This window comes from Streptomyces sp. NPDC004134, from assembly GCF_042874195.1.
In the GTDB taxonomy this organism is placed as follows: Bacteria; Actinomycetota; Actinomycetes; order Streptomycetales; family Streptomycetaceae; genus Streptomyces.
In genome coordinates, this window is the sequence record NZ_JBIAMS010000033.1 from 53,086 (window position 1) to 72,145 (window position 19,060).

At 70.5% G+C, this 19,060-nt stretch carries 21 protein-coding genes, 2 tRNA genes and 1 pseudogene; 10 read left to right on the forward strand and 14 right to left on the reverse strand.

All coding sequences use genetic code 11. The features are described 5' to 3' along the window. Positions 1-4 precede the first annotated feature (4 nt). Complete coding sequence (locus ACFYVJ_RS31170; protein WP_388898630.1) at positions 5-1,630, forward strand: protein kinase; 1,626 nt, start codon at positions 5-7, stop codon at positions 1,628-1,630. A gap of 121 nt (positions 1,631-1,751) precedes the next feature. Here ACFYVJ_RS31170 and ACFYVJ_RS31175 read toward each other — a convergent pair whose 3' ends face one another. Then, a complete protein-coding gene (locus tag ACFYVJ_RS31175) occupies positions 1,752-2,576 on the reverse strand; it encodes an SAM-dependent methyltransferase (protein WP_388898633.1) in 825 nt (274 codons plus the stop codon). Between the two features lie 420 nt (positions 2,577-2,996). On the opposite strand from ACFYVJ_RS31175, the gene ACFYVJ_RS31180 reads away from it, so the two are divergent. The 3 genes from ACFYVJ_RS31180 to ACFYVJ_RS31190 all read left to right on the forward strand — a co-directional run bounded on the left by ACFYVJ_RS31180 (position 2,997) and on the right by ACFYVJ_RS31190 (position 5,795). Further along, positions 2,997-3,176, forward strand: a complete 180-nt coding sequence (locus ACFYVJ_RS31180; protein WP_388898636.1) for a hypothetical protein — start codon at positions 2,997-2,999, stop codon at positions 3,174-3,176. 312 nt (positions 3,177-3,488) lie between these two features. Beyond that, positions 3,489-4,496, forward strand: a complete 1,008-nt coding sequence (locus ACFYVJ_RS31185) for an RNA polymerase sigma factor SigF (protein WP_388898638.1) — start codon at positions 3,489-3,491, stop codon at positions 4,494-4,496. A gap of 246 nt (positions 4,497-4,742) precedes the next feature. Beyond that, positions 4,743-5,795 (forward strand): RNA polymerase sigma factor SigF, encoded by a 1,053-nt coding sequence (locus ACFYVJ_RS31190; protein ID WP_388898641.1) that lies wholly within the window; start codon positions 4,743-4,745, stop codon positions 5,793-5,795. 329 nt (positions 5,796-6,124) lie between these two features. On the opposite strand, the gene ACFYVJ_RS31195 is transcribed toward ACFYVJ_RS31190, so the two are convergent. Next, positions 6,125-6,349, reverse strand: a complete 225-nt coding sequence (locus ACFYVJ_RS31195) for a hypothetical protein (RefSeq protein WP_388898644.1) — start codon at positions 6,347-6,349, stop codon at positions 6,125-6,127. A 155-nt stretch (positions 6,350-6,504) separates the two neighbouring features. Between ACFYVJ_RS31195 and ACFYVJ_RS31200 the strand changes: the two genes are divergently transcribed. Then, a complete protein-coding gene (locus tag ACFYVJ_RS31200) occupies positions 6,505-8,064 on the forward strand; it encodes an MDR family MFS transporter (protein WP_388898647.1) in 1,560 nt (519 codons plus the stop codon). Here the strand turns inward: ACFYVJ_RS31200 and ACFYVJ_RS31205 are convergent. After that, complete coding sequence (locus ACFYVJ_RS31205; RefSeq protein ID WP_388898650.1) at positions 8,051-8,857, reverse strand: TetR/AcrR family transcriptional regulator; 807 nt, start codon at positions 8,855-8,857, stop codon at positions 8,051-8,053. The two genes, ACFYVJ_RS31200 and ACFYVJ_RS31205, sit on opposite strands and share 14 nt — an antisense overlap. Positions 8,858-9,089: 232 nt before the next feature. Between ACFYVJ_RS31205 and ACFYVJ_RS31210 the strand changes: the two genes are divergently transcribed. Both ACFYVJ_RS31210 and ACFYVJ_RS31215 read left to right on the forward strand, forming a co-directional pair. Next, positions 9,090-9,183 (forward strand) — tRNA-Ser (locus ACFYVJ_RS31210). Between the two features lie 165 nt (positions 9,184-9,348). Then, positions 9,349-9,421: transfer RNA gene (locus tag ACFYVJ_RS31215), tRNA-Arg, on the forward strand. Between the two features lie 76 nt (positions 9,422-9,497). Here ACFYVJ_RS31215 and xerC read toward each other — a convergent pair. The 10 genes and pseudogenes from xerC to ACFYVJ_RS31265 form a co-directional block, all read right to left on the reverse strand. Further along, positions 9,498-10,732 (reverse strand): annotated as a pseudogene (gene xerC / locus ACFYVJ_RS31220) (tyrosine recombinase XerC). Continuing rightward, positions 10,720-10,926: an excisionase family DNA-binding protein gene (locus ACFYVJ_RS31225; protein ID WP_018841172.1), complete on the reverse strand. Its 207-nt coding sequence runs from the start codon at positions 10,924-10,926 to the stop codon at positions 10,720-10,722. Before ACFYVJ_RS31225 ends, xerC begins: the two are co-directional and overlap by 13 nt. Next, entirely contained in the window at positions 10,923-12,212 is a 1,290-nt protein-coding gene (locus ACFYVJ_RS31230) for a replication initiator (protein ID WP_388898775.1), read from the reverse strand. Before ACFYVJ_RS31230 ends, ACFYVJ_RS31225 begins: the two co-directional genes overlap by 4 nt. Before the next feature lie 149 nt (positions 12,213-12,361). Beyond that, positions 12,362-12,622, reverse strand: coding sequence for a SpdD protein (locus ACFYVJ_RS31235; RefSeq protein ID WP_388898653.1), 261 nt, complete (start codon positions 12,620-12,622; stop codon positions 12,362-12,364). Between the two features lie 14 nt (positions 12,623-12,636). Continuing rightward, complete coding sequence (locus tag ACFYVJ_RS31240) at positions 12,637-12,831, reverse strand: hypothetical protein (protein WP_018851935.1); 195 nt, start codon at positions 12,829-12,831, stop codon at positions 12,637-12,639. A gap of 16 nt (positions 12,832-12,847) precedes the next feature. Continuing rightward, complete coding sequence (locus ACFYVJ_RS31245; protein WP_388898656.1) at positions 12,848-13,039, reverse strand: mobile element transfer protein; 192 nt, start codon at positions 13,037-13,039, stop codon at positions 12,848-12,850. Between the two features lie 18 nt (positions 13,040-13,057). Beyond that, on the reverse strand, positions 13,058-13,636 hold the full coding sequence (locus ACFYVJ_RS31250; RefSeq protein WP_388898658.1) for a DUF2637 domain-containing protein: 579 nt from the start codon (positions 13,634-13,636) through the stop codon (positions 13,058-13,060). A gap of 83 nt (positions 13,637-13,719) precedes the next feature. After that, the gene (locus ACFYVJ_RS31255; protein WP_388898661.1) at positions 13,720-15,051 is read right to left on the reverse strand and encodes an FtsK/SpoIIIE domain-containing protein; all 1,332 of its coding nucleotides are present in this window, start codon (positions 15,049-15,051) and stop codon (positions 13,720-13,722) included. After that, the gene (locus tag ACFYVJ_RS31260) at positions 15,051-15,401 is read right to left on the reverse strand and encodes a hypothetical protein (protein WP_388898663.1); all 351 of its coding nucleotides are present in this window, start codon (positions 15,399-15,401) and stop codon (positions 15,051-15,053) included. Before ACFYVJ_RS31260 ends, ACFYVJ_RS31255 begins: the two co-directional genes overlap by 1 nt. Before the next feature lie 189 nt (positions 15,402-15,590). Beyond that, the gene (locus tag ACFYVJ_RS31265; protein WP_018841163.1) at positions 15,591-16,379 is read right to left on the reverse strand and encodes a GntR family transcriptional regulator; all 789 of its coding nucleotides are present in this window, start codon (positions 16,377-16,379) and stop codon (positions 15,591-15,593) included. A gap of 112 nt (positions 16,380-16,491) precedes the next feature. On the opposite strand from ACFYVJ_RS31265, the gene ACFYVJ_RS31270 reads away from it, so the two are divergent. From ACFYVJ_RS31270 to ACFYVJ_RS31280, 3 genes are read left to right on the forward strand one after another with little or no spacing between them, the layout of a single operon-like run. Further along, a complete protein-coding gene (locus tag ACFYVJ_RS31270) occupies positions 16,492-16,899 on the forward strand; it encodes an NUDIX hydrolase (protein WP_388898778.1) in 408 nt (135 codons plus the stop codon). 45 nt (positions 16,900-16,944) lie between these two features. After that, complete coding sequence (locus ACFYVJ_RS31275) at positions 16,945-17,406, forward strand: ATP-binding protein (RefSeq protein WP_388898666.1); 462 nt, start codon at positions 16,945-16,947, stop codon at positions 17,404-17,406. A 47-nt stretch (positions 17,407-17,453) separates the two neighbouring features. Next, positions 17,454-17,732 (forward strand): hypothetical protein, encoded by a 279-nt coding sequence (locus ACFYVJ_RS31280; protein WP_388898669.1) that lies wholly within the window; start codon positions 17,454-17,456, stop codon positions 17,730-17,732. Positions 17,733-18,274: 542 nt separating this feature from the next. Here the strand turns inward: ACFYVJ_RS31280 and ACFYVJ_RS31285 are convergent. Beyond that, complete coding sequence (locus ACFYVJ_RS31285) at positions 18,275-18,928, reverse strand: DUF3800 domain-containing protein (RefSeq protein ID WP_388898672.1); 654 nt, start codon at positions 18,926-18,928, stop codon at positions 18,275-18,277. Between the last annotated feature and the right edge of the window lie 132 nt (positions 18,929-19,060).

The following is a 19,060-nucleotide window of genomic DNA, read 5'->3' on the forward strand; positions in this document are numbered from 1 at the left end:
AAGGATGGAGCGCGGCACGCGCATCGCCGGCAAGTACGACATGCAGGAGCGGCTGGGCCGGGGCGGTATGGGCGAGGTGTGGTCCGCGCGCGACCGCGACCTCCACCGCAACGTGGCCGTCAAGCTCCTCGTCCGCGACGACGCCGCACCCGACCTGCTGCACCGATTCGAGCGCGAGGCCATCGCCGCCGCTCAGATCAACCACCCCAACGTGGTCTCTCTCTACGACCGGGGCGTCCACGACGGTCTCCAGTTCCTGGTGATGGAGCACGTGGACGGCACCACGCTCACCCGGCACATCCGCGAGCACGCCCCGCTCCCGCCGGCACAGGCTCTGGAGATCGCCCAGGAGATCTGCGCCGCCCTGGTCGCCGCCCACCTCGCCGAGGTCGTCCACTACGACATCAAACCGTCCAACATCATGCTGACCCGCGACGGCCGGGTGAAGGTCGTGGACTTCGGCATCGCCGGGTTCACCCACAGCCACACCTTCACCGTCGTCCCCACCTCGGCTCTCCCCCCGGTCGGCACCGCACTGTACGGAGCGCCCGAGCAGTTCCTGGAGGAGCGCGGTGACCACCGCTCCGACCTCTACGCGCTCGGGGGCGTCCTCTTCGCCCTGCTCACCGGCGAGACCCCGTTCGGGGAGGGCGGCGCGCTCTCCGTCGTCCACCGCAAACTCAACGAGGAACCCCGCCGGTTGCGCGATCTGCGCCCGGACATCCCGGAACCGGTCGCCGCGCTCGTCGCCCACCTGCTGCAACGCGATCCCGAGCGGCGGCCCGTGTCGGCCTCGGCGGTCTACGAACGCGTGGAACGCCTCCGTTCCGCTGCCGCCACCGATACCACCCGGGGGGAAGCGGCTGTCGAGCGCCTGGTCCCGCCCACGGTGCACCGGGTCGTCACCGCCCGGCTCCCGGAGCCGTACGGGACGGCAGCGGCCGGTGCCGGCGCGGGTGGGGACGACGCCTTCGAGGCCACGTGGACCGGTCGGGAGCCCCTTTCCAGCTACGTGACCTACCGTCGCCCACCGCCGCGGACGTGGCACTGGTTGGCCTTTTCCGCCCTCACCGTGGCGGCGCTCGGTCTGCTGATCCCGATGACGTTCATGTGGCTCGATCAGGGGCGACTCAACTCGGACGGGGAAGTGCTGGCGTGGCTCGCCGTCCCGACCCTTCCGCTGACCGCCCTGTACGGCCATTGGCTCATCAGGCGCACCCGCGCCTGGCTGCGGCACCGCCGGTCCGTTCCGCACACCGGCCCCTGGTCACTCCGGATCGACGCGGACGGCATCACCACCACGGACCCGCGCCGTGCCACGCCCTCCGGCGGGCCGGCGGGTCGCCGGACGTACGCCTGGAGCCGGGTGGGCACCTGCAGGCTCGGATACGTGACGGAGTTTCCCGGAGGGCCCCGCTACAGCGCGCTCCAGATCGAGTACCGGGCCGGCAGCCGACCGGCCGGATTCTCGCCCCCCGCCGGGCCGGGCCACCACCGGCCGCCCCGGCTCCGGAACGAGCTCCGGCCGCTGTGCGTCCTCGGTCCGCTGTCCGAGTCACAGCACCACGCCTTGGTGACCGCGCTCGCCCGGCACTCAGGTGGACGGTGGGACCCGGAACCCGGCGCATAGCGGGCCGGGGCCCCAGAGCGGGCCGGGCCCCCGGTCAAGGGTCCCGGCCGGGGCAGTCCGGCGGAGGACGGTGCGGCGGGGCGTAGGCCAGGATTTCCGCCGCCCTCGCGGCGGACGCCGGTCAGGGCTTCGCGCCGACGCCGCAGAAGTGGGTGACGTCCGCGATCCGGCCCAGGCCGGCGTCGTCCTGAGGGCGCCAGCGCGAGCAGGACACCACGCCCGGCTCCGCCAGCGTGACGCGGTCGAGGAGGCGCGCCAGCTCGTCGCGGGTGCGCAGGCGCATGGGTGCGGTGCCCTGGGAGTTCCAGTAGCCCACGGCGCCCGTCATGGCCTCGCCGTCGACCTCGGTGGTGGGGTGGGAGATGACCAGGTGGCTGCCCGGGGGCACGCTGTCGAGGAGGCGGTGGACGATGTCCTGCGCCTGGTCGTCGTCGAGGACGAAGTTCAGGATCCCCAGCATGGTGATCGCCACGGGGCGGTCGAAGTCGAGGGTGGCGGCGGCCTCGCGCACGATGGCCGCCGGGTCGCGGACGTCCGCGTCGATGTACGCGGTCGCCCCCTCGGGGGTGCTCGTCAGCAGGGCGTGGGCGTGGGTGAGGACGAGCGGGTCGTTGTCCACGTAGACGATGCGGGACTCCGGGGCGACGCGCTGGGCGACCTCGTGGGTGTTGTCCACGGTCGGCAGCCCGGTGCCGATGTCGAGGAACTGCCGCACGCCGGCCTCGGCGGCCAGATAGCGGACCGCGCGCGCGAGGAAGTGACGGTCGGCGCGGGCGGAGCGGACCAACTCCGGTACGTAGGTCAGGATCTCGTCGCCGACGCGCCGGTCGACGTCGTAGTTGTCCTTGCCGCCGAGCCAGTAGTTCCAGATCCGAGCCGAGTGCGACACCGTCGAGTCGACGGCGTCGAGGGGCGATAAGGGCTGCGGAGCGGCGTCGTCTGCCAAGGCGGGTCATCCCTGTCGGCATCGTCGGGTTGCAGGCCGACGGCCAACCTACAGCAGCGAGTTCGGGCGGCCGAAGGTCCCCGGGGCAGACTGCGGAGAGGGAGGCGGCCCCGGGGGGAACCGGCCGCCTCCCCCCGCGGAGGGTGGGCCCTACGACCCGCCGCAGCGAGGGGGGAGTAGCCGCGGCGGACGCGCAGTGGGCCCGCCCCGAGCCCGCCGGGGTCCTGCCAGACCCGGCGGGACTCACCGTCCATGGTGCGCCGCCCGCGGCCGGGGGCGGGAGACGCAAAAGCCCCCTGTGACCGGGCCTTTAGTCCATAAAACATGGGTACGGTTCCAACCGCGGATAGAATCATGCGACTGCGCCTGGGGAGAGAGCAGCAAACGGGCGTGTGCCGCACAGGGGAGGCATCGACGCTCGTGGACTACAAGAAGATAGCGCTGGGGCTCCTCGGGCTCTTCGCCATCTACTCGATCATCAGCTCCCCCTCGCAGGCGGCCGACCTCGTGCAGGTCGTCTTCGAGTGGATATCGGAGCTCGCCAGGGCCATCGGCGACGTGATGTCCGACCTGCTCGACGACGCCTCCTCCTCGGAGTGACGCGGGGGCTTTGCCCGCCCCGGTGCCGCCGCCCCCGGGGCGGCTGTCCACGCGGGTGATCGCCGACCACGCGATCGGCCCCGTACGCCCGTACGCGATCAGCCCTCCTGCCTGGCGGAACGGCGCCCGTCCCGCGCACGCGGCGGCCGCCAACTGGCCGCCAACACGGCAAATTACGGTGCTTGCACAGAGTGCGCATCTCTTGTGATGCTATGACCGCTTTTCCGGATTTCCCGGTCCCGCCTGCGCTACGCGCCGTGGCGCCGGTCGTACGTCACGTGGTCGCGAAGGGGTGGTGGTGTGGTGCAGCCGTTGTCCGCTCGTACGGCCCCGCCCGCCCCCGGTCCACCCGCCTCCAGCCCGGTCTCGCCCCCGGCCCCGGCCCCGGCTCCCACCCCGGCGGCTACGAAGGCCACGGCAGCCCCGGCAGCCCCGGCAGCCCCGGCACCCGCGCCGCCCGCCCCCGGCCCGCCGGCACCGGCCCCCGGGCCCGCAGCGGCGTCCGGCCCCGGTCCCGCCCCTGACGACTCCGCCGATCCCGGCGACCCCGACGCCCCCCGTAAACCCGACTCCCGCGCCCTCACCCGCGCGCTCTTCGCCGAGCTCACCGCGCTCGAACCCGGCACCCCCGAGCACACCCGCGTCCGTACCGCGCTCATCGAGGCCAACCTCCCCCTCGTGCGCTACGCCGCCGCCCGCTTCCGCAGCCGCAACGAGCCCATGGAGGACGTCCTCCAGGTCGGCACCATCGGCCTCATCCACGCCATCGACCGCTTCGATCCGGCCCGCGGCGTGCAGTTCCCGACCTTCGCCATGCCCACCGTGGTCGGCGAGATCAAACGTTACTTCAGGGACAACGTGCGCACCGTCCACGTCCCCCGCCGGCTGCACGAGCTGTGGGCCCAGGTCAGCGGCGCCACCGAGGACCTGACCGTACGGCACGGCCGCGCGCCCACCACCGCCGAGATCGCCGCGCATCTGAAGATCGGCGAGGAGGAGGTGCGGGCCTGCCGCGAGGCGGGCCGCTCGTACTACGCCACCTCCCTCGAAGCCGCCCAGGAGGGCGACGGCATGCCGGGCCTGCTGGACCGGCTCGGGTACGAGGACCCGGCGCTGGCCGGCGTCGAGCACCGCGACCTCGTACGCCACCTCCTCGTCCAACTGCCGGAGCGCGAACAGCGCATCCTCATGCTGCGCTACTACCGCAACATGACCCAGTCGCAGATCAGCGCCGAGCTCGGGCTCTCCCAGATGCACGTGTCCCGGCTGCTGTCGCGCAGCTTCGCACGGCTGCGATCCGCAAACCGGATCGATTCCTAACCGGATCGGGTAGGACTCTTCGAGGTCATCCCTGACGCGCAGGCTCCGTATCTGCGCGTATATGTCGACTTGGCGCTACAGCGCGTTGCCGACTTGTGACATTCTGCTGGAACGGTGTTTGGCATGCCCCGGCACCCGGTAAGTCAGTCGGAGGCTGCTTCTCTCGGCGGTCCGGCGGGAGTCCAGGTTTCCGCCGGTTCAAGGGGAGGGGCGGCCTGGAACCGTCCGCGACCTCAAGGGGGTGGCATGTCCGCAGAACTGGGCAGCTCGCAGATGCTCACCGAAGTCGCGCCTCTCGGCGCACAAGCGGCTTTCCCCGACGCCCCGGCCGCCACGGCCCAGGGCCCGGACCGCACCCTGGCCCCGTCCCCCGACCCGGCAGCCGCCGGCCACGCCCCGGCGCCACCGGCACCCCCACCACCCCTCGGAGCCGCGGCACCCCAGAACCCGCCGGACGCCGCCGCCCCGGCCATCCCGGCCCCCGCCGCCCCGGCGGACGATGCCGCCCCGGAGCCGGTGGCCGCCCCCTCCGGCAGCATCGACACCCGTACGCTCTCCCGCGCCCTCTTCCTCCGCCTCGCCGAGCTGCCTCCCGGGGACAGTCCCGAGCGGTCGTACGTGCGCGACACCCTGATCGAGCTGAACCTGCCCCTCGTGCGCTACGCCGCGGCCCGCTTCCGCAGCCGTAACGAGCCCATGGAGGACATCGTCCAGGTCGGCACGATCGGCCTGATCAAGGCGATCGACAGGTTCGACTGCCGGCGCGGCACCGAGTTCCCGACCTTCGCCATGCCCACGGTCATCGGCGAGATCAAGCGCTACTTCCGGGACACGAGCTGGTCCGTGCGCGTCCCGCGCCGGCTCCAGGAGCTGCGCCTGGCGCTCACCAAGGCGAGCGACGACCTCGCACAGCAGTTGGACCGCTCCCCGACCGTGCCGGAACTCGCCCAGTACCTCGGGGTGTCCGACGAGGACGTGGTCGACGGCCTGGCCGTGGGCAATGCGTACACGGCCAGTTCCCTCGACTCCCCGGCCCCGGAGGAGGACGGCGGCGAGGGCTCGCTCGCGGACCGCCTCGGGTACGAGGACACGGCGCTGGAGGGCGTGGAGTACCGCGAGTCGCTGAAGCCGCTGCTGGCTCAACTCCCGGCGCGGGAGCGGCGGATCATCATGCTGCGGTTCTTCGGGAACATGACGCAGTCCCAGATCGGCGACGAGGTGGGCATCTCGCAGATGCACGTGTCGCGGCTGCTGACGCGGACGCTGGCGCAGCTTCGGGCAGGGCTGATCGCGGACTGACGACGGGGCCGGCGCGGGGCCGGCCCCAGCTCGTACGCCTTACGCCCGGATCCCGTGGACGGCGACGTAGCGCCGCGTCCGCGGAAGCGCGGGAAGGCGAGGCGGGCGCACAGGCGACGCTTGACGCAAGCAGGAACTACGGAAGCGCGAGACGCGGACTCCGTACGCGGGAAAGCGGACTCCGTACCCGGGAAAGCGGACCCCCTACGCAGGAACACGGACCCCCACGCCGGAACACGGACCCCCACGCCGGAACGCGAACTCGGCGCCAGGGACGCCGGATTCAGACCCCCCGGCCTACGGATTCAGGCCCGTGTCCCCCGGCTCACTCACCCCACCGCGAGCCACACCACTCCCGCGAGCACCGCCACCGCGACGACGATTCCGACGATCATCCCCACCCGCGGCCCGGAACGCGCCGCCGCTGCCGCCGGCTGCTGCGGCCCCCGCGCCTGCGGGCCGCCGCCCTCGTCCACGAAGGCGCGGAACATCTGCGTGCTCCCGGCCGGGTCGTAGTTCGGATCGGACTGTTGACCTTGCGGATTGTGAGCCATGGGGCAGGACACTAGCGAACGCCCCGGACGCCTGTCAGCGGGGGGAAGCCCCCCTTCCGCTCGCCCGCACCGGCACCGTCCCGACTTCGATTGCCTTCGGCAACCATTCGTCATACTGTTGCTTAGTGCAACAAACTAAAGTCGAATCTCCCGGCATGACTCACCGGCAGATACTGGAGGCCCTGTCCGGCCTGCTGCTCGGCATGTTCGTGGCCATCCTCTCCTCGACCATCGTCAGCAACGCCCTGCCCCGGATCATCGCGGACCTCGACGGTACGCAGAGCGCGTATAGCTGGGTCGTCACCGCCGCCCTGCTCGCGATGACCGCCTCCACGCCCCTCTGGGGCAAGCTCGCCGACCTCGCGAGCAAGAAGCTCCTGGTCCAGTCGGCCCTCGTGATCTACGTCGCCGGCTCGATCGTCGCCGGCCTCAGCCAGAGCACGGGCATGCTCATCGCCTGCCGCGTCGTCCAGGGCATCGGCGTCGGCGGCCTCAGCGCGCTCGCGCAGATCATCCTCGCCGCGATGATCTCCCCGCGCGAGCGCGGCCGTTACAGCGGCTACCTCGGCGCCACCTTCGCCGTCGCCACCGTCGGCGGCCCCATTCTCGGCGGTGTGATCACCGACACCAGTTGGCTGGGCTGGCGCTGGTGCTTCTACATCGGCATCCCGTTCGCGATCCTCGCGCTGGTCGTACTCCAGAAGACGCTGCGGCTGCCCGTGGTGCGCCGGAAGGTGTCGATCGACTGGCGCGGCGCGATGCTGATGAGCGCCTCCGTCTCGCTGCTGCTGATCTGGGTCACGCTGGCGGGCGAGTCGTACGCGTGGCTGTCCTGGCAGACGTTCGCGATGACCGGCGGCGCGGTCGCGCTGGGGCTGGCGTTCCTCTGGGTCGAGACCTGGGTGCCGGAGCCGGTCCTTCCGCTACGCCTCTTCCGCAATCGCACCCTCACCCTCGCCTCGCTCGCCTCCCTCTTCGTCGGCATCGCGATGTTCGGCGCGACGGTCTTCCTCAGCCAGTACTTCCAGCTCGCCCGCGGCGAGAGCCCGACGAAGTCGGGGCTGCTGACCATCCCCATGATCATGGGGATCTTCCTGTCGTCGACGATCTCGGGGTGGGTCATCACCCGTACCGGCCGCTGGAAGGTCTGGCTCGTCACCGGCGCGCTGCTGCTCACCTCGGGGCTCAGCCTGCTGGGCACCATGCGCTACGACACCCCGTACTGGCACATCGCGATCTACATGGCCGCGCTCGGCACGGGCATCGGCATGATGATGCAGAACCTGGTGCTCTGCACCCAGAACCAGGTCGACCCCGCCGACCTCGGCGCCGCCAGCTCGGCGGTCGCGTTCTTCCGCTCCCTCGGCGGCGCGGTCGGCGTCTCGGCCCTCGGCGCGGTCCTCGGCGGGCGCATCTCCGGCTACATGCGCGACGGCCTCCACGACCTCGGCATCCCCCCGGCCCGCGCCGCGAGCGAGGCGGGCGGCGACGGCACGGCGATCCCGAACCTCGCGGAGCTGCCGGTGCCGGTGCGGACGGTGGTGGAGAGCTCGTACGGACACGGGCTGGCGGACATCTTCCTGTACGCGGCGCCGGCGGCCCTGCTGGCGTTCGTGATGGTCGCGTGCATCAAGGAGGTGGCGCTGCGGACGCGCAGCGGCCTGCAGCAGACGGGGACGCCGGAGCGGCGGGTCGGGGAACTCACGCGGGGGTGATGGTCGGCCGCACCTGCTCCGCGACCCGGTCGCGCATGGCGGCCATGCCGGCGAGGACGCATTCGAGGGCGAAGGCGAAGTCGCGATCGCGCAGCTCGTGGCCGGAGAGAACGGGAACGGGTTCGGCGGGGCCGGGCGCGGAGGAAACCGTTGCGCAGCCCCCGGCGGCGGGCGGCCGGACGTGCTCGGGATGCTCCCGAAGGCCCCGTACGAACGCGCCGTAGTCCTCGCCCAGCTCTGCCATGCGCCCGCCGGCGCCCCCGAACCCGTACGAGAACGGGAACAGCAGCGACAGCCCGCCCGTCAGGCACTCCTCCGGCAACCCGGCCCGCCGCATCGCGCGCTGCGCGGCGGCGACGCAGGCCATGGCGTGCGGCCCGACGTGGAGATACTCGCCGGCGAGGCGGGAGACCCAGGGGTGGGCGACGAGGATGCGCCGGTGCTCGTGCGCGAGCTGCCGTAGCTGGGCGGCCCAGTCGGCGCCGTCCTCGGCGGGGAGGTCGAGCTCGGCGTAGGCGTGGTCGAGGGCCAGCTCCAGGAGCTCGTCCTTGGTGTCGACGTACCAGTAGACGGACATGGCCGTGACGCCCAGCTCGGCGGCGAGCCGGCGCATCGACAGCCGCCCCAGCCCCTCGGCGTCGAGCAACCGCACCGTGGCCGCGACGATCTTCCCCAGATCCAGCCCGCCGGCCTCCCCCACGGCCGGCGCGTACCCCCTGCGCCGCCCCTTCGCCCGCCCGGTGAGCCAGATGCTCACGCGCGCGCCGCGGACCTTCCGGCGGACGGACGCCATCGTGCGCCTCCCAGCGGTGCTGTCGCATCGTGACCACAGGTCTACGAACCGAAACGGCCCGTACACCGATGCTATGCCCGCTCCGCCCCGCCTCCTCCCCTTCGCCCCGACCCCGCACCCCGACAAGCCCTTTGCCCCCGCGGCCCGATGACCGGTACGGTGGGTGCGATTGGCAGCGGCCCCGCCGCCTGTGCCATCATCTGCACACACCTGCTTGACCGGCAGATGTGCGGGAGGCGTCGCCTAGTCTGGTCTATGGCGCCGCACTGCTAATGCGGTTTGGGGTTTACCCCCCATCGAGGGTTCAAATCCCTCCGCCTCCGCCACCCGACCAGCGAGCCCGTGCCGTACGGCGCGGGCTCTCTGCATGCCCGGGGGGACGAGAGGTTTGCGCAGGTCGGCGGGGGTGCGGGAATCGGATTTCACCTGGCGCGGAGGGTCATGTAAAGTTGTCCCCGCAACGCAGCCGGGCCGCCAATGCCCGAAAGCGGGCGCTCGTAGCTTAACGGATAGAGCATCTGACTACGGATCAGAAGGTTGCAGGTTCGAATCCTGCCGAGCGCGCACAGGCAGAAGCCCCGCAGACAACATCTGCGGGGCTTTTCTCATGCCTGTACAGCAGCGAAGTACAGCAACGGCGTCAGCCGGTACCGCCCATGGCGTCCGACAGTTGCCCGATGGCAGCCCGTACCGCTTCGTCACTCGCCTCGGCGTAGACCTCCATCGTCATCGCGATCTGTGAGTGCCGGAGGATCCGCTGCGCCACCTTCGGGTGGACCTTGAGAGCGACCAGGAGCGAGCTGCACGTGTGCCTGGTGTTCCGCAGCGGGATGACGCGAAGGCCGGCACGGCGGGCACGGAGGGCGAACATGCGGGTAAGGTTCCCCGGCTCGATCGGGGTGCCGTACTTGGTCGTGAAGATGAGCCCATGGCCGTCCTGCCACAGCTCTCCGGTCGCCTTCCGGTCGCCGGTCTGCTGCGCGTGACGCATGCGCAGGGCCTTGACGCACAGCGCGGGCAGAGGCAGGAAGTCGTCCGAGTCCTCCGTCTTGGTCTCGCGGTGAAGGATCCGGCGCCCGGCCCGCTGGATCTGGTGATCCACGTACAGCTCCCCGGTGCCGAGGTCCACGGACTTCCACGTCAGGCCCAGAACCTCACCGCGGCGCAGACCGAGGCACAGGACGAGGACCCAGGCAGCAAAAAGGTGGTCATCGCGGGCGGCGACATCGGTGAGGAAGCGGCCGGCTTCGGCGACGGACCACGGCTTGATCCGGCGGCGGCGCGGCTTGGGCACCTTCACGAGCGACGCGACGTTCTTGCCGATCTCCTCCTCGGCGACGGCGTGCGTCAGCGCAGCCCGCAGGGCGTCCCGTGACGCCTGGATCACGCGGCGGGACGGGTACGACTCACAGCACTCCCCGATCGCGCAGCAGCGCCGACGCGAGGGCTTACGCCTTGCGTCCTTCTCCTGCGCGCAGCACTGGCAGATCGTCGCCAGCTTGGTCAGCCACTCGCGTACGTCGCGGACGGTCAGCTTGTCGACCGTTTCCCGCCCAGGTGCGGGGTGATGTAAAGCCGCACGTAGCCCTCGTACGAGACGTAGGACAGAGGAGCAAGGTTGGGTTTCACGATCGACTCAAGCCAGTAGTCGAGGAAGGCCGCGACGGTACGGTGCCGGGTGGCGACCGGGCCCTTCTTGGCGTCGGCGTGAGCCTTGAGCCACTTCTCGTGGACCAGGGCGCGCGTCTTGCCGTACACGTACTTCCGGGCCCGCTTGCCGTCCGGCTTGGTGACCCAGACGTAGGCCGCGTAGCCGTTCTTGTACGGGTAGATGGAGCCCTCGCCGTTGGCACGCTTGCCGCTCATGCCGTCCACCTCTCGGCTTCCTCGGCACAGCGGTTCACGTACTCGTCGACCCAGGCGGGAAGGATGCGGCGGTTGCGGCCCACCTTGACGGAGCGGATCTCGCCCGTGAGAACGAGCATCTTCGTCTTGGACAGGCCGAAGCCGAGCATGGCGGCGACTTCGGCGGTGGTGTGCCACTTGGGTTTGATCGTCGCGGTTCTCATCGGGAGTTGTCTCCTTCCAGGGCGAGGGAGGCGGATAGCCAGGCTTCGGCGGGGGTGAGGCCGGTGCCGGTGTAGGTCCAGTAGGCGAGGACGAGGGTGGTTTCGCCGTCGGGGCCGTCCACAGGCTGTGGGTTGTCGCCGCGGGCGATGGCGGCTTGCAGGCGGCGCCATTCGGCGCGAGCCGTGCGAAGGGCGCCGAGGGTGGTGGAGTAGCGGCGGGTCTTGGTGGAGAAGTGGCCGCGGAAGCCGAGCATGTGCGCCCAGGCGCGGAGGCGGAGATGGGCGAGGTCTCTGCGGGCGCCGAGGGCCCAGGCGGTACGGATGAGGCGTTCGGCGTGCGGAGGCAGGTCGAGGTGACCCAGCTCGGCGATGAAGCGCAGGCGGCGATCTAACGTTCCGGTCGCTGTCTCGGCGCCTTTGGTGGCGTACTTGGCGATGTACGCGGCGACCGCGCGGTCCGTGAGGGCCTGGCCGCCGTCGAGGTCTTGGCCGTGGATGGTGCGGATGTCGAGCTGGGGGCCGAACGCGAAGGTGTGGGCGCGGCCGTCGAGAACCGGGCCCGGTGCGACGGTCCGGGAGGCCGCTGCCTGGATGGCGTCGGTCAGCAGGTCGGCGCTTGCCCAGCGCGGGGGTGGGGTGTTGCCGCCGGCCGGGCCGTCGAGGCGTACGACGGCGTGGAAGTGGACGGCGCCGCGCTTCTGGTACTCGGCGACTTTCGCGAAGGAGACCCGGGCGTGGTGCGGGAAGGCGCGTTGGGTGAGTCCGGCGCGGTGGGCGATCTCGCGGCGGAGGTGGATGGTGAATCGGCGCCAGAGTGCGCCCGCGTGGGCGTTCCAGAGGACGGCGGTTTCGTAGTCGTAGCGGTCGGGGTTCAGTGGGGTGCCGAGGGTGGGGTCGTCGGGTGTGTGGTGGCGTCCGCAGCGGCAGGGCCGGGTGCCGGGGCGGTTGTGGACCGGGCCGAAGCTCGGGGCGGTGACGGTGGCGAAGACGCGCGGGTGTGAGGTGACTTCTTCGGGGGTGCCTTTGCCGCCGCGGAGTCCGGCGGTGATCAGGTGGAAGGTGTCGCGGCGGTAGGTCTCGGCGCAGGCGGGGCATCGGGTGGTGCGGCGGTTGCCGCAGCGGATCAGGAGGTCACCGGCGGGCAGTTCGGCGGAGTCGAGGCGGCGGAGTGCGGGGCCGATCTGGCCGGTTGTTGTGTCGACGCGGTGTTCGGTGCGGTGACCGGCAAGGCGTACGGGGTTGGTGCAGCCGCCCAGGCCGGAGAGCTGTCGCGCGAGGGAGGGCAGGGAGCCGCCTTGTGCGAGGGTGGCGAGTTCGGCGAGCGGGGCGGGGTTGTGGCGGGTGATGATGGCTGTCTCCTTTTCGGCTTCGTCGAGGAGGGGCAGGCGGCCGGGGCGGCGGATGCTTGGCGGTATCGGGCCGCCCCGGCGGCCGTTCAGCGCTGGTGACTCCGGTCCTTGAAGAGCGAGCGCAGGACCACGGCGGCCACGGCGACGGCCACGGCCGAGACCGCGACGGCGGCCAGGAGCGCGGTCAGGAGGACACCGCCGACGAGGAGGGCGACGACGGCGCCGGTGCTCACCGTGGGCAGGGCGCGGGGCCGCGTGTGGTGGCAGGAGCAGGCCGCCGGTTCGTGCGTACGAGGTGCGGCGACCGGGGTGTGCGGGTGCGGGGGCAGCTCGGGCTTGAACAGCATGGTTGGTGCTCCTCTCAGTCGTCGGTGCCGTTGACGACCTCGACGCCGTTGCGGGTGCCGTGGTCGATGGCGGGGGCCATGAAGGTGTCGGCGAGGTAGAAGCCAAAGAGGGTGATCACGACGACGATCCAGAGGCGGACGCCGAGGAACTTCACGGCTCCCCAGGCGATGAGGCCGAGGACGACGACGAGCGGCAGGTCGAGGTTCATGGCGTACGTGCTCCCTTCAGCGCACCGGGCAGCGGTGCGTACGGGCGGCGAGTTCGGCGGCGGCGCGTGAGTCGTAGTCGGCGGAGAATCCGCAGCGCGGGGCGGTGCAGGCGGCGGTGTGCTTGTCGCGGCCCCGGTCGTCGGGGGCGGTGCCGACCTGGACCGGGCCGATACGGATCACGCGGCGGAAGCGGCGGTTGAGCGGCATGGCGGTTCTCCTTTCGGGTCAGGTGAGTTGTGCGGCGATGCGGTCGGCGAGCGGTGCGGGGACACCGAGGCGGGCGCGGAGGGTGTCGGGGTCGATAGGCGTACCGGTGCGGGATTCGTGGGCGGCGGCGACCTTGCGGGCGTGCTCGACGAGGGCGGCCGGTACGGGCGCGGCGGGCAGTTCCGGTGTCGCTGGTACTTCGGCGACGGGCGCCGGTTCCGGCTCGGGCTTCGGGGTGGGGCTGTGTGCGAGGAGCGTTCCGCCGAGGAAGGCGAGCGCCGGCCATCCGGCGACGAGGATGCGGAGCCAGTTGGGCACGTCGTTCAGGTCGAGGACTCCGGCCGTGGCGATGTTGGCGCCGAGGGAGGCAGCCACGGCGATCAGGAACCAGCACCAGGCCGCCGCCTTGTCCCGCCCGGAGCGCAGACGCCGCCAGGCGGCGACGAGCAGCAGGTCGACGGAGACCGGATAGGCCCACGCCTTCCAGCCGTCCTGTCCCGCGGCCGACGCCACGTCGTGCAGGTGCGCGAAGGACAACGCGGCGGCGATGACCGCCTGTACGAGCACCGGGTCGACGCGGGCGAGTCGGTCACGCACGGGTCGTCTCCTTCCGGATTCAGGCATGGGAGGGGTAGGGACACGGCACGAAGCGGTCGCACCAGCCGTGTGGGGAGTGGAGGTCAGTCGCTCACGGGAACGTCGGGAAGGAATGGCTTCAGCGCGGGCAGCTCGGGCACCAGATCAGCGGTTTCCCGGCAGCGCGCGGCAGCGTCGGCCAGCGAGAGGTACGGCGTACGGATGCGAGACCAGCCACCCGAGGTGTCACCGGCGACGGCCAGGCCGGGCCGTTCAGGCGCGATGGCGCAGGCGGCGCCGACCGCTTCGGGGGCGATGTCGCCGAGGGCCATCTTGGCGGACGGCTCGTCGTTCACGCGGTGGCAGACGCGGCCGGTGAGCTGGGCACGGAGCATGGTGGCGCCCTTGCCCAGTTCGGCGCCGAAGCGCTGGCCGCAGACCTCCAGGTAGATGCCGGCGGCGCGGCCGAGCTGGGCGAGGCGGATGAGGTGGGTGACCATCTCGTCGCGCCGTTCCTCGTCCTTCCTCGTCGCGACGAGGAAGAGTTCGGCGATCTCGTCGACGAACAGGACGATCGGCACCGGCCGTTCGCTCTCCGGCAGGCCCCACACGTCCGAGGTGATGTCCTCGTCCGGGGTCGACGGCGCGATGCCCTGCCGGGCCCTGATCAGGTCGTAGCGGTCTTCCATCTCGCGTACGAGCGCGGGCAGCAGCTCGGCCGCCTGGTCCGGGTCGGTGGCGAGCGCGGAGAGCCGGGGCGCGAAGGGCGCCAGCTCGACGCCGCGTTTGCAGTCGATTCCGGCGAGCGCGACCCGCTGTCCGGCGAGGCCCGTGAGCAGATGGCGCAGGTACATGGACTTGCCGGAGAGCGTCGCACCGAGCACGAGTTCGTGCGGGATTGCGCGGAAGTCCCGTAAGAACGCGGTCGCGTCCTCCCGCAGCGCGACGGGCACCCGCAGGAAGCCACCACCCGCCTTGCGCGGCATCCGCACGCGGCGGAGCACGTCGAAGCCGACGAGCCGCAGTTCGACGACGCCGGGTTTGATCTCCCGCACGTAGACGGAGTGGACGCCCCAGGCGTGCCGGAGCCGTTCGGCGGACGCGGCCAGGTCGGCGGGCTCCTGCCCCGGAGCGAGCCGGAGCGGCACACGCAGTCCGGTCGAGGTGGGCCGGAGCAGCCCGCGGCGCGGCGGTACGGGCCGCACTTCGCGCCGCGTGGTCGCCCGTACGGCCAGAACCCGGAGGCGGGACGGCTCGACGGTCAGGCCGCACGACTCCATGACCGAGCCGTACGAGCCCAGCAGCCGCACCGAGGACAGCGGCATCCCGACCGTGGACCAGTAGGCCGCCGGGTGCCGTGCCCGGAGGTAGGCGACCCCGCCACCGAGCCCGGCTATCGGGCCGCCCACCTCCATCAGCGTCGACAGGTCGGACATCAGGCCGCCGCTCCGGCCGGTACGACGCCCAAGGTGACGGCGGCGGCGCGGTAGGCGATCCCGTGGCGCTGCTGCCCGTTGAACACCGATTCCCACGGGCGGGCGACGAGGCCGGGAAGCGCGACGGGAGCACCGAGGGCGAGTCCCTCGCTCACGCCGCTCTCGGGGACGGTCACGTGGATCAGCGAGGACTCGCCCTCGTCGATGTAGACGACGCCGACCTTCATCAGCGTCTCGCCGCTGGTGGCGTCCTTGGCGATCTCGCCGGTCTGGCGGTCGCGGATCTTCGGTTCGGGAGCTTCGGTCAGGAGGATGGTGGCGGCGGAGGTCTCAACTCGGATGGTGCGCAAGATGCTTCTCCTTCGATGACATGACACCTAGTCGTCTATACAAGTTACCCCAGCCGAACCGAGGCTCGACGTCGGGGATGCGAACCACTGTGACACACAGCTTGCCCACTCGTCTATACGAGTATGCCTCTCGGTGCGTACGAGTCCGCGAAGATGCACCTGTCGGCATCGAGACCTCCCGAACCCGGCTCAGGTCGCCGGCAGTTGGTACGCGAGCACGTAGGCGTCGGCGGCCATCACGGTGTCGCACACTTCGACGGCCCGCCCTTCGGTGTCGTACGCGGTCCGAACCAGGTGGATCACCGGCACACCCGACGCCAGCCGCAGCATCTTCGCCTCCCCCGGGGAGGGCATCCGGGCCCGTACCTCCTCGTCGAAGTGGTCGAGCCGGTGTCCCGCTTCCTCCAGCCGGGCGTAGATGCCGCCGGGGCCGGGGTTCGGCTCGGCGATGCGCGTACCGCGCGCCAGGTCGAGAGGCAGGTACGACACGGCGAACTCGACGGGGCGGCCGTCGAGCAGGTAACGCCGGCGCCGGGCGAGAACCTTGCGGGGCGAGCCCAGGCGGGCGGAGATGTCGCGGCTGGGCTTCTCCTCCTTCACCTCCAGGCTGTCCACCTCAGGCCGGGAGCCCGCGGCGTCCGCCTCCACGATGAACGCCGACTTACCCTGATCGCGATGCCGACGCGCGAAGCGATCGGAAGCAAGCCGCCGCACCGGGGGCCGCGGCCGGACGAAGACGCCTTTCCCGTGCTCGGCGGAGATCAGCCCCTCACTCTGAAGGACCCCGATCGAGTTACGAACGGTCATCCGCGAGACGCCGAAGTGCTCGACAAGCTCCGCCTCAGACGGGAGCTTCGAACCCTCCTTGAAGCGGCCCCTGTCGATGGCCTCCCGGAGCTGGTCGGCAATCTGCCGGAAGACGGCACGGTCGCTGGTGGGGTCGACAGCCCCGAGAACACCGGACGGAACGGGCGCCATGTGCGTACTCCTCTGGATATCTAGACGAGAGGCTGAGTGCTGTTGCTACGGTGGAGAGCCTAGCCAGCCGAGGGGACCGAGGACCGTGAGTACCGCAGAGCGCCCCCACTCCGTGAGCGTCGCCGGAGTCATCGTCAACGACGAGGGCCGCGCCCTGCTCATCCAGCGCCGCGACAACGGCCAGTGGGAGCCGCCCGGCGGAGTCCTTGAGCCCGGGGAGACGATCCCCGAAGCGCTTCAGCGCGAGGTCCTGGAAGAGACGGGCATCAAGATCGCCCTCCCCGCCACCCTCACCGGCGTGTACAAGAACATGACGGGCCTGATCGTCTCGCTCGTCTTCCGCTGCAACGCCACAGACGGCACACCGACCACCGGTGACGAGACCTACGCCCTCCGCTGGGCCACCCGCGCCGAGGTCACCGAACTCGCCGACGAGGCTTACGCGATCCGCGTCCTGGACGCGCTCGACGCCGCATCGCCGCCGGCCGTGCGCGCGCATGACGGCGTGAGACTCGTCTAGCTCGAACCCACTACTCATGGCGGCCACCAGCATAAAGGAACTTGTATGGACGAGTATACGAGTAGACGTCGGATCTGGGAACTCACCTGCCCAGGTCTTCCCGAAGAGGTCGGCCGTGTCCGCCGCTGGACGAGAGACGTACTCGGCGACAGCACATGCGCGGAAGAAGCCGCACTGATCGTGAGCGAGCTGAGCACGAACGCCCTCCTGCACTCCGCCAGCGGAGCGGCCAGCGGAAGCATGCGCGTCTCGCTCTTCCGCACATCGGGATCGGTCGTGCTGGCAGTCACCGACGTCGGCGGCGGCCGGACGAAGCCCCACGAAGTAGCTGCGGCAGAGGGGGACGCCCACGGCCGGGGACTCACTCTTGTCTCGGCGCTCGGCCGACGCATGGAAGTAAGCGGAGACGACGAGGGCTACACGGTCATGGTCGAACTGGACCCCGGCACGACAGAGCCGGAGCCGGCGGACAGCTTGCGACCGACCACGCGGGAGCGCCACCGATGAGCCCGCGAACTCCCCCGGAACCGCAGTGGTTTCACTGCGAGTGCCACGTGGACGAGCGCCGGTTAGGCACCTTCGACGCCTACAGCACAGGCGAGGCACTGCGATGGTTCAAGGCCGCGCTGATGATGGTCGCGATCAACATGGACGAGGAGCCCTACCGCCAGGCCCGCGACTGGATCGACCACGGCCAAGCCGAGGCGACCCGCGACCTGTCGGAGGGCCAAGCCCACACGCTCACGCTGAAGCAGCACACCACGGACGCGACTTGGACGATCACACCAGTGCCCTACCTCCCACCTCCGAAGCAGGCAGACACCAGCATGTGAGCCGCATGCGTAACAACTTTCTCTACGATTTCAAGGCGGCTCGCTCCGCTCGCCGCGCGGCCCGGCTCCCCGGGCCGCCGCTCCTGTCTCCGCCCCGCTCCGGCCCGGTCCGCCGGCCCGCGCTACGGAAGGCGAGCCCACTCAGCAGAAAAGACTCATGGCCGGGTCCGGTCGGCTCCACGGCTTTAGGCAGCCACCATGGGGCGGGGCCCTAAGATCATGGGGCCACATCGGCCCATTACGGGCAGGTCCACAACCAGCCCGATCGCCGGTCAGCTTAAGGCCCCATGATCTCCCACCCCATGGCAGCTCCCGCCCAAAGCCGCTCCACCGACCTCCAGCTTGTATGCCAGCGTGCGCCTCAGGCAGCCACCCAAAAAAAGGTCCTTGACCTGCGCAAACATAGGTGAATCGATCTTACGTTCGAGCTAAGCTGGTTGGGTAGCCTGCTTGACGCCACGGACGGCTATCAGGTTGCATTGAGTTGGCCAGTGATAAGGGGTCCAGGGGACCTCTTCCCGATCTCGGGATAGCTGGCCCCCTCATTTTTTGCCCCAGGGCGCGAAGATCGTCGCCATTGTCGGCTCTACGCAGGGTTCATACCAAGAGCACTTACGCCCCTCAAGGACGCGCTGTACAGCCCACAACGCGTAGTCAGCGACCTGCACGCCCCACGAAGTCGGCGCGTTCCAGACGCAGAGGACTATCTCCCTGTCAATCGAAAGCTGCTGACAGACGTCAGTCAGCGCGTGTCGAGCACTTCCTTCCTTCCTGTTCGTGGTCAGCGACGCAGCGATCACGTACACCGTGTCTCCGGGTGCACTGACGCGCCGCACGATCTCCTTGAAGTGGAGATACCAGGCGAGCTTGTACAGACGCATCGGGCCAGCAGCCCGCACCCGCTCGTACGCGTTCTCCTTGAGCAGGAAGGTGGTGTCGAATCGCGGGGCCTGCGCCTGGATCAGCGTGAAGACCTCATTTCGCGTTGTGTGTGAATCGTTCTTTGCGTGCAACCCTTGAGGTAGCGACACGCCACGCCGCTCCAGTTGGCAGCGCAGCTGGAGCCCCTCCCACAGTGCATGTCCATGATCACCCTCGAAGACAGCCGTGCCGAAGCCGAAGTATGCACTCGCGCCTTTCGACCCGGTCATGTCCAAGTCGCCCGTCTCGTCGGCGTACATATAGATTTCAGCCACGGACGGTCCCCTCCCTTACGCCCTCGCCGGCCAGGTGGACTGCCCCTCCACGGCCTCAGCTTCTGTAGTTGGTGACATGTTGGCATGCACCTTCGACAGTTTTGCCGCTACAACGGCACTATCCGTCCACGT

Excerpts from the sequence above, each read along its gene's own strand:
- ACFYVJ_RS31170 (WP_388898630.1), top strand. The coding sequence starts at position 5 with ATGGAGCGCGGCACGCGCATCGCCGGCAAGTACGACATGCAGGAGCGG.
- ACFYVJ_RS31190 (WP_388898641.1), top strand. The coding sequence starts at position 4,743 with ATGTCCGCAGAACTGGGCAGCTCGCAGATGCTCACCGAAGTCGCGCCT.
- ACFYVJ_RS31195 (WP_388898644.1), bottom strand. The coding sequence starts at position 6,349 with ATGGCTCACAATCCGCAAGGTCAACAGTCCGATCCGAACTACGACCCG.
- ACFYVJ_RS31200 (WP_388898647.1), top strand. The coding sequence starts at position 6,505 with ATGACTCACCGGCAGATACTGGAGGCCCTGTCCGGCCTGCTGCTCGGC.
- ACFYVJ_RS31205 (WP_388898650.1), bottom strand. The coding sequence starts at position 8,857 with ATGGCGTCCGTCCGCCGGAAGGTCCGCGGCGCGCGCGTGAGCATCTGG.
- ACFYVJ_RS31225 (WP_018841172.1), bottom strand. The coding sequence starts at position 10,926 with ATGAGAACCGCGACGATCAAACCCAAGTGGCACACCACCGCCGAAGTC.
- ACFYVJ_RS31235 (WP_388898653.1), bottom strand. The coding sequence starts at position 12,622 with ATGCTGTTCAAGCCCGAGCTGCCCCCGCACCCGCACACCCCGGTCGCC.
- ACFYVJ_RS31240 (WP_018851935.1), bottom strand. The coding sequence starts at position 12,831 with ATGAACCTCGACCTGCCGCTCGTCGTCGTCCTCGGCCTCATCGCCTGG.
- ACFYVJ_RS31245 (WP_388898656.1), bottom strand. The coding sequence starts at position 13,039 with ATGCCGCTCAACCGCCGCTTCCGCCGCGTGATCCGTATCGGCCCGGTC.
- ACFYVJ_RS31255 (WP_388898661.1), bottom strand. The coding sequence starts at position 15,051 with ATGTCCGACCTGTCGACGCTGATGGAGGTGGGCGGCCCGATAGCCGGG.
- ACFYVJ_RS31265 (WP_018841163.1), bottom strand. The coding sequence starts at position 16,379 with ATGGCGCCCGTTCCGTCCGGTGTTCTCGGGGCTGTCGACCCCACCAGC.
- ACFYVJ_RS31275 (WP_388898666.1), top strand. The coding sequence starts at position 16,945 with ATGGACGAGTATACGAGTAGACGTCGGATCTGGGAACTCACCTGCCCA.